Raw genomic sequence first — 8534 nt, forward strand, 5'->3', positions numbered from 1 at the left:
GGAGTAGTTGTAGCCGTCGATGGCGCCGGCGCGGGAGAGCTAGGACGCGGCGGAGTTTTTAGTACTTTAGTTAGTGTTGAGTCTTACCGGGCTTCCGTGGGGCTCACCGTATTAGACTGCGGGCTTGTCAGCTGTGCGCCGGGGCGCTAAACGGTTGTTAATGAACCCTGGGGTGCGACGTGCTTTGTCCTGTGTGCTTTGGCTGTTGGCTATGGCGGTCTGGTCGTGTCCGAGTGCCCAAGCCGGCGAAGCGCAAACGCCGGATATCCAATCGATCCAGCAACACATTGCCGGGCGGGAACAGGGCAATTGGCGCGGCGTGCTCGAGTATTTCGAAAAGTTTCCAATCAGCAGCCCCGTCACCGATAGCGACCTGACGGTCTGGGACGCCTACTTCTATCTGCGCGCGGAGACCTGGCTGGAACGCGCACAGCAATGGAAGAACCCGAAGGCGGCGCTGGGTGATGTGCAAAAGGCGGAGCAAGCGGCGTCGGCTTATCTCAATTGGTACGCGGCGTTGAAAGACAAAGCCAACGGGCTGCCCAAGACGCCGGAGGGTTCGCCCTTTGCGGCGGTGGCGGCTCCTGGACGCGTGCGTTTCGGGGCGGCGATCTTTGGCAATGCCCTCCTCGCGCAAGGGCAGCCAGACCGGGTGATTTCAGAATTCGGCAAGTTCCCGCGAGAATGGATCGGGATCGAGGTGGTCAGGATCTGGAAATCCGCCGCCGCCTATGAATATGCGCGGACTGGTGAAACTCCGCTCACGGACCTGCAATTGATTCAGAACAATCTCAGTCGCAAGTCGGAAACGGCGGCCGCGGTGAAGGCGTTTGCGAGCAATGTTTTGTTGGTGGACGGAGCCCTTGCCCCGGCCAGTCCGACTCTTCCGGCGGATTGGAAGCCGTTGGTGGAGTTATGTCGCGCCGTGGCGGCGATCCCCCTGCCGGCCGGACGTTAGAGAACAAGAACAGAGCTCGTTATGAAAACATTCCCGTGCCTTTTTTTTGTGTTGGTTGTCTTGCTGGCGGCGCGAGCCTCGGCGCTGGATGCGCCGTTGGCTCCCGCGCTCCCGGAGGCCAAGGACACCAGCATCAAGCCGCTGGTGGACACGGTGATTTCGTCCAAGCCGGCCTCCGATACGACGGTGTTGTCCGCCCCGCTGAAGGTCACCCTCACGCCGGCGGAGTCGGGCCCGCGCGACATCTTCGATGAGTTGACGTTCTTTGTGGACCTGGAGAATGTCGGCGACCAGCCGCTGACGATTCGGTCGATCTATTTCCAGATGCCCGATGACGTGAAGCGCACCCGGGCGCAGGGAGAGATCAAGAAAGCTGATCCAGCGGAGCCCGCCTCGCCATCCAGCAGTTCGGTCAATGGCGTCCGCGGCGCGATCAACCGCCCCGAGGATGGACTATGGGAAGGACGGGAAGAGATGAATCCCATCATTCTGAATGCGCGTGGCAAGAGGACGGAGCGGCTGGTCATTCCGCAGGCGGGGCGGCGAGTGGGAGATCCGCCGGAAACCACCCGCTATTTCCGGGCGCTCTTCGACAATGGCTACCTGCTGACCTTCACGCCGAAGGAGCACGACATCAACGCCATGGTGGAGTACGATATGGATTCCGGTAACACCAGCGTTTCCCAACGCAGTTCGGTGCGCGTGCCGTTTACCGCGACTTGGGGAGCGATCATGCTCGGGGGATGTCTCGGTGTGGCTATGCTTGCGGCGTTTCGGGTCGTGATCGCAGCCGAGCAGGAATTGCGGAACTACTACAAAGACGAGACGCCGCCCGAGGCGAGTGCCGCCGTCACCGTCCGGCGCCGGGCTCGTCGCGTGGTCATGCGGGAGTTGATCTCCGCCGCGGTGTGGCTGCCCTCGGTGATCATCATTTCATTCCTGCTGTGGCGCATGGGGCCGAGCAGTTTTCCGATCAGCTTTCAAGTGAACGATTTCACGGGCGGAGTGCTGCTGGGGCTTTTCACCCGGGCTTTGGTTGAGCCGCTGGTGCGCAAACTCTTCCCCACCGACGCGCCGGCCCCGGAGCCGGCCAAGGCGGAGGTGGCGCCGGCGGAAGCGGCCGTCGCGCACTAGGCTTCGCGCACTAGGCTTCGCGCAAAGCCCGCTCCACGGCGATCGGCAAGGCCATCGCCCCGTCGCCCCCGAGGGTCCGGTCGATGTCTTCCAGGCGGTGAATGAGATCCACGACTTCACTGCGCGCATAAGGTCCGCCCGCCGCCGCACAGAAATGCGTGCGGCAGCCGAAAGGGCGCCCCTCGTAAATCAGGCAACGTCCCGTCGGGTGATCGAGCAAGGGACACGCGCCATCGATGCTCTCCGGCAGTCGCTTCCGCCCGGACACACGCACCGCTTTCGCGGCGACGAGCGCTTCGCCTTTCGTCAGGAAGGGCGTGCGGCCCGTGAGCCGGAAGCGGCAGCAATCCGTGCGCAGAAGGCAATTGCGCTCGATGGGCCGCTCCGCCAGTTCCTGGTAGATGGCCTTGACGGCTTCCATGGCAACACCCGGAGTCGGCGGTGGAGATCGGCGTTTCATTTTTTTCAAACGGCTTGTCCCGCGGCGTGGCCGGAGGCCCAGGCCCATTGGAAATTATAGCCGCCCAGCCAGCCGGTGACATCCACCACTTCGCCGATGAAAAACAATCCCGGCGCCGGTCGCGCCTCCATCGTCTTCGACGACAGGGCCGCCGTGTCCACGCCACCGAGCGTGACCTCGGCTTTGGGGTAGCCCTCGGTGCCGGAGAAGCGCAGGGACCATCCGTTGAGCGCCACCGCCAGGTCCTTCATTTCCGCCGAGGTGAAGTGGGGCAGCGTTTTGGCCGGCGCGTACTTTGCACACCAGGCCTCGGCAAAGCGCCGGGGCCAGTAGCGGCCCACGAGCGCCAAGGGGTCCAGCGCTTCCCGGCGCGCCTCGGCGAGCAGGTCCGTCGCGCGATGACCGGGCAATAGGTCAAAAGCGACGGTCTGGCCTTCCCGCCAGAACGAAGAGATCTGCAGCACCACCGGCCCGCTCAACCCGCGATGAGTGAAGAGCAGATTCTCCTCGAACGTGACACCGTCGCAGCGCGCTGTGACCGGCACTGAGAGGCCGCTCAGTTCTCCCATCCGGCTATCCTCGGGCGCGAAGGTGAGGGGAACCAACCCGGGACGGATCTCCGTGAGCGGCACGCCAAACTGCCGCGCCAGCCGATAGCCGAAATCCGTCGCGCCCAATTTCGGGAACGACAGCCCGCCGGTGGCCACGACCAGCGAATGGCACTCAATCTGTCCCGTATTGGTCGCGAGCGAAAAGCGATCCGTCTTGCGCACTTCGTTCACGCGGCAATTCAAGCGAATCTCCACCCCCGCACTTTCGCATTCCGTGAGCAGGAGGTTGATGATCTCCCGCGAACTCGTGTCGCAGAATTGCTGCCCCAGCTTCTTCTCGTGATAGCGAATGCGGTGCTTCTCGACGAGCGCCACGAAATCCCACGGCGTGTAGCGGGCCAGCGCGGACTTGCAGAAATCCGGCTGCCCCGAGAGGTAGTTCTCCGGCCCGGCGTTCAGGTTGGTGAAGTTGCACCGGCCGCCCCCGGAGATGGCGATCTTCTTGCCGACGCGATCGTTGTGTTCGATGACCGTCACGCGCCGCCCGCGCTTCCCGGCTTCGATGGCACACATCAGCCCGGCCGCGCCGGCCCCGAGCACGATCACATCGCGAAATTCCGGTTCCGCGCTCACGTCGGGAGAAGCTGGAGTGCTGGAGCGTGGGTCGGCTCCCAAGGGTTGCGCTCGTAATCCCCGGCGATGATCTCCTCCGCCTGTAGTTCGCACAGCTCCAGAATGGCGGAGACGTCCAGTTGCAGGTGCCGCGGCGCGAAAGCCCCGAGGTTCTTCGCCGCGAGATGAAAGAGCCGCACCGCCGGGCGCAGTCGGCGCCCATGCTTGGGATGCGTCGGATGCTGGAACTGCTTCTGCAAGTGCACATAAGCCCCCGCCACCTGGATCAGCCCCTTAAAAAAGAGGTAGTGCTCGTCCCGCCGCTCCAGCCACAGATTTTCCAGCACATCGTGGGCTTCATAGTACTGCTGTTCGTTAAAGCACGTAAAATAACCTTGGTAGCGCGGATCCAGGGCCAGCGACGGGTCGGCGCCGAGCTGCTGGACGAAGGCTGAAATACGGTCATTTTTTTTCATCGCACGGACGGAAGGGCGAAACTATTCTGCACGGTCTTGTGTGCAAGATGCGATTGATCCCAGCGGTGTCCTCTCCGGACGCTCCATGATGACCACTGGCACTCTTGTCCTGATTGCCATTGTTCTGCTGATCCTGGTCACCGCCTCCGCGATGTTCTCGGCGATTGAGACCGCGTTCTTCTCGCTCCAGCCGTATCATGTCGAGCGGCTGAAGAAGCGCCGCGCTGATTTCGCGGCGGCCCTCGCCGAGCTGCTGGAGAATCCCCGCCGCCTGCTCAGCGTCATCCTGCTCTGCGACGCGCTCAGCAATTTCCCGCTCATTTTGTTCTGCCTCTTTCTGCTGCGCGGGCTGGAGGGGGCGGTCATCCCGTTCTGGGTCGCCTCCCTGCTCATCTTCACCCTCGTCGTCTTCGTCTGCGACCTGGTGCCCAAGGTCGCCGCGCTGGTGAACCCCTATCGCTTCACCCGCATCGGCGTGCGGGTGCTGCAGCCCTTGATGCCCATTCTCGACCCGATCTCCCGCGTGCTCCAGCGCGTCAGCGAGCACATCGCCGAGGCGATCACGCCGGCGCCGCTCAAGAGTTCCCACTTCCTGAGCGAAGAAGAACTCGGCACCCTGGTCGACCTCAGCACCGAGGAAGGCGCCCTGCACGAGACGGAAAGCGAAATGATCCATGAGATCATCAAGCTCGGCGACAAGACGGCCCGCGACTGCATGACGCCCCGCGTCGATTCCTTCACCCTGCCCGACGACCTGACCAACGAAGAAGCCGTCCCGCGCTTGCGCGCCAAGCGCTACCGCCGGGTGCCCGTCTACGGCGAGACGCCCGACGAAATCCTCGGCATCCTCGACGTCCGCGATTTCCTGCTCGATCCCAACACGCACTACACCGAGCGCCTCGTCGCGCCCTCGTTCGTGCCGGAGACGATGAAAGCCATCGACCTGCTCCGCAGCTTCCTCAATCACCCGCAGGGCATCGCCATCGTGGTCGACGAACACGGCGGCACCGAGGGCATCGTCACGCTGGCCGACATCGTGGAGGAAATCATCAGCGACGCCGTGCCGCTCGCCGAGCACGGCCTCTACATCGAGGCCATCGCCGACTGCCAGCTCATCGTCAACGGCAACGCCCGCCTCGACGACATCAACGAGATGCTCGGCTCGGAACTTCATGAGGAAGGGATCGACACCATCGCCGGCCTCATCTTCAACCGCCTCGGCGCCATCCCGCGCCCCGGCACCCAAATGGAAATGGACGACCTCCAGCTCACCGTGCGCCGCACCTCGCGCAAGCGCGTGGAGGAAGTCCTCATCGTCCGCGAGACCCCACCCGACGACGAAGACGCCGCTGACGAGGAGGAGGAAGGCCAATGATCTGGTTCGCCGTGCTCGCCTGCTTCGTCATCTCCTTCATGTTTTCCGGCATCGAGGCCGGGCTGCTTTCCGTCAATCGGGTGCGCCTCAAGCACCGCCTGAAGCATCGCGACAAAGCCGCCATCACGCTCAACCGCCTGCTCGAGCATCCCGAGCGCTTGCTCGTCACCGTGCTGCTCGTCACGAACCTGATGAACATCTTCGCCATCACCCTGGCGAGCCAGCAGTTCGTCGCGCACCTCGGCAATGCCGGCTACTTCGCCGCACTGGTGCTGTTTCTGCCCTTCTACTTGATCGGCCTGGAACTGCTGCCGAAGTCGCTGTTCCGCCGCTTCCCCTATCGCGCGCTCGCTTCCATCACCGGCCCGCTGCGCCTCGCCGATCTGCTGCTCTCGCCGTTCCATTTCATCGGCTCCCGCGTGTCGAAAATGGTCCTCGGCGAGCGCTCCGGCGAGCGGCAAAAGCTCTTCGTCGCCCGGGAGGATTTCAAGTACCTGACCATCGAGAGCGAACGCCAGGGCACGCTCGGCAAGGACGAGCGCCAGATGATCCACAACGTCGTCGACTTCCGCGCCATCAAGGCCGCCGATGTCATGCTGCCCCTCGCCAATGTGCGGACCATCCCCGCCACCGCCTCGATCGAGGAGCTCATCGAACGCAGCCGCCACACCAATATCGACCGCTGGCCGCTGACCAACGAAGCCGGCGAAATCGTCGGCTTGGTCAACGTCCTCGACGTGGCCCTCGACGGCAAGAAACGCAGCGTCGCCGAATCCTACCAGCGCCGCATCGTGAAGGTGAACTCCGACGAACCGGCCTACAGCATCGTGCGCCGGCTCCGCGCCGCCCGCGTCACCATGGCCGTCGCCCTCGACCCCACCGGCAAGCAAATCGGCGTGGTCACATGGGAAGACCTCATCCGCCGCCTGGTCACCGTCGCGGTGGCGTAGGGTCGGGTCGCAGGGGTCCAGCACGTGCTTTCGAATCGGATGTGGAACATTTTTCGACTGACTCCCGCAGTAGTCGCTGCCGGGGCTTAAAAGTTCGGAGTGGGATCGAGTGGGATTCGGTCGGATTTCCAGAGTAGTGCAAGGGTGGATTCTTTGGTCGAAACCGGTGGGATACCGGTAGGATAAGCAGCCTGCGCGGCTTCCCAGCGCCCGCAAACTCAGTGTGGAACTGTCCGCTTGCCGCCACCCGCACCGCCTGTCGGATGGGTGCGATTGGGTAAGATTATTCATGGGTCGGAACTGGCCGGAACTGAAAGGAATGAGGAAAGCAGGAAAGCAGGAAGAGACGACGGCCGGAGCGTCAGACCATCTGAAACAGGATAATTCAAAGGTCGGAACTAGTCGGAACTGGTAGGAACTCTCCGTAAAAGGACGTGACCAAGGAACCGGGCAAAGTCGTGGTGGTGGGTGTAGGGCGGGTGTCCCCACCCGCCGGACGGGCCTCCGGTACGCAGCGCCATCCCGGCGGGTGGGGACACCCGCCCTACACCGGCAGGCCTCATCGGCGCCGGTTCCATGAATTGAAATCATCGTCATCATCTCGAATAGAAATAGACCCAGTTCCTCTCCGCCCAAACCCATCCCAGCGCCTTTCCCTTTCCGGCCATGGCCTTCTCCTCCCATGCCGCGCTAGATCGTAAGCCATCTCATCATAAAAGTCAAGCAAAAAGAGCGGATTTTTGGTGAGGCGGAATTCTTTCTCGTTGAAGGGATTACTCCCAAGGTTTCTGCTTTTCCCCGCTCCGCCGACTTTCCTCTGGTATGCCAACTTTGCTTCCCCTTTTTACTCGATTCAATAGGATGGTAGGGGCCGCTGGAGTCATCCTGTGAAACACGTCGTTACCATCCTCCTTTTAACCACGGCACTATCCATGGCAGCCGACAAGAAGTCCGTCACTATTCAGACGCCATCAGGCGAGATAACCTTCACCGAGGGAGCTATCCCAAACCAAAAGGAATTTCACGACAAAGTCACCGAACTTACGCCGGAGGAACGTGTGGCGATCGAGCGAGACTCCCAACGAGTTCGGGCCTATATAGCGGCTTTCGTTTCCACCGACCGGCGCACTGGCGACGTTCTTGAGGATTTGGACATGGCATTCTCGGCCTGGCTAAAATCCGGCAAGCGCGACGCATTTACTTCGAACGACGTTATCCGCATCGTGGGTTGTGCGCTCGGCTCACACGCCATCCAGCATTTGGGCGTTGCGCTGGTGGCCGAGCAGCCACTCACGCGCAGCTATCCTTTTACCTCCGTTCAGTATCGCATTGACGACGAGGAAACCGATTTCATCGTCGCTCTTTATCGGACGCTCGAATACACCATGAAGACAACCAAGAAATGAGTGCAACGCCTCACCAAGCTCTGGATCGAGTGGTTCCGGCGCTGAGCTTGGTGGCGTTAGGCGACTCCGAAGCCATCTTCTAATGGCGAAGCAAAACCCCCAAACCAAAGCCGGTGACATCTTCGCAATTCCAATCGACGAGGGCCGCGTCGGCTATGGGCACGTCTTGCTGCACGAGGTTGCGTCTTATCCCCTCTACGTTGCCGTCTTCCGCGCCATTTGGGCCGCCGACTCGCCTCCACCTGTCGCAGAGATTGTTTCCTCGGAGGTCGCATTGCTCGGCGGCACCATGGACGCCTTCATCTGGCATGGGAGTTGGCCCATCGTTGCCAACTCCAGCCCCGACTTGCAGCGCTTTCCGTGGCCACACTTTATTTGCGGACCTTCTGAGCGTTGCCACGTCGAGGATTTTCATGGTCGAGTCATCCGTTGCGCCACACCCGAAGACCAGAGCTTTTACCCCTTGCGCTTTACCCGAGCCCCGATCGCCTACGAGAGCACGCTGAGGGCGATTCACGGGATAGGCCCTTGGCCAGCTAAACACGACAAAATAACCTACGAGTATGTTCTTTCCCGCGCAGCAGAGCATCCAACCCCTAAAGTGGCCTGACG

Annotated in this window: 9 protein-coding genes; 6 read left to right on the forward strand and 3 right to left on the reverse strand. The window is 62.0% G+C overall.

What is annotated here, in order from left to right:
• Positions 1 to 211: 211 nt before the first annotated feature.
• The gene (locus ABJF10_RS26420) at positions 212 to 958 is read left to right on the forward strand and encodes a hypothetical protein (RefSeq protein ID WP_348547621.1); all 747 of its coding nucleotides are present in this window, start codon (positions 212 to 214) and stop codon (positions 956 to 958) included.
• Positions 959 to 979: 21 nt separating this feature from the next.
• Positions 980 to 2092 carry a hypothetical protein gene (locus ABJF10_RS26425; protein ID WP_348547622.1) on the forward strand — a complete coding sequence of 371 codons (1113 nt, stop codon included), beginning with the start codon at positions 980 to 982 and terminating at the stop codon, positions 2090 to 2092.
• Positions 2093 to 2102: 10 nt separating this feature from the next.
• Here ABJF10_RS26425 and ABJF10_RS26430 read toward each other — a convergent pair whose 3' ends face one another.
• From ABJF10_RS26430 to ABJF10_RS26440, 3 genes are read right to left on the reverse strand one after another with little or no spacing between them, the layout of a single operon-like run.
• Positions 2103 to 2552 (reverse strand): YkgJ family cysteine cluster protein, encoded by a 450-nt coding sequence (locus ABJF10_RS26430; RefSeq protein WP_348547623.1) that lies wholly within the window; start codon positions 2550 to 2552, stop codon positions 2103 to 2105.
• Between the two features lie 5 nt (positions 2553 to 2557).
• Positions 2558 to 3736, reverse strand: coding sequence for an NAD(P)/FAD-dependent oxidoreductase (locus ABJF10_RS26435; RefSeq protein ID WP_348547624.1), 1179 nt, complete (start codon positions 3734 to 3736; stop codon positions 2558 to 2560).
• Entirely contained in the window at positions 3733 to 4191 is a 459-nt protein-coding gene (locus ABJF10_RS26440) for a DUF309 domain-containing protein (protein ID WP_348547625.1), read from the reverse strand. Before ABJF10_RS26440 ends, ABJF10_RS26435 begins: the two co-directional genes overlap by 4 nt.
• Positions 4192 to 4276: 85 nt before the next feature.
• On the opposite strand from ABJF10_RS26440, the gene ABJF10_RS26445 reads away from it, so the two are divergent.
• The 4 genes from ABJF10_RS26445 to ABJF10_RS26460 all read left to right on the forward strand — a co-directional run bounded on the left by ABJF10_RS26445 (position 4277) and on the right by ABJF10_RS26460 (position 8532).
• Entirely contained in the window at positions 4277 to 5566 is a 1290-nt protein-coding gene (locus ABJF10_RS26445) for a hemolysin family protein (RefSeq protein WP_348547626.1), read from the forward strand.
• A complete protein-coding gene (locus tag ABJF10_RS26450; protein WP_348547627.1) occupies positions 5563 to 6516 on the forward strand; it encodes a CNNM domain-containing protein in 954 nt (317 codons plus the stop codon). The genes ABJF10_RS26445 and ABJF10_RS26450 overlap by 4 nt, the downstream gene beginning before the upstream one ends.
• 887 nt (positions 6517 to 7403) lie before the next feature.
• On the forward strand, positions 7404 to 7922 hold the full coding sequence (locus ABJF10_RS26455; RefSeq protein ID WP_348547628.1) for a hypothetical protein: 519 nt from the start codon (positions 7404 to 7406) through the stop codon (positions 7920 to 7922).
• An 82-nt stretch (positions 7923 to 8004) separates the two neighbouring features.
• Entirely contained in the window at positions 8005 to 8532 is a 528-nt protein-coding gene (locus ABJF10_RS26460) for an Imm26 family immunity protein (RefSeq protein ID WP_348547629.1), read from the forward strand.
• The last annotated feature ends 2 nt before the right edge of the window (positions 8533 to 8534 follow it).

It is taken from the genome of Chthoniobacter sp., assembly GCF_040003245.1.
Classification (GTDB): domain Bacteria; phylum Verrucomicrobiota; class Verrucomicrobiia; order Chthoniobacterales; family Chthoniobacteraceae; genus Chthoniobacter.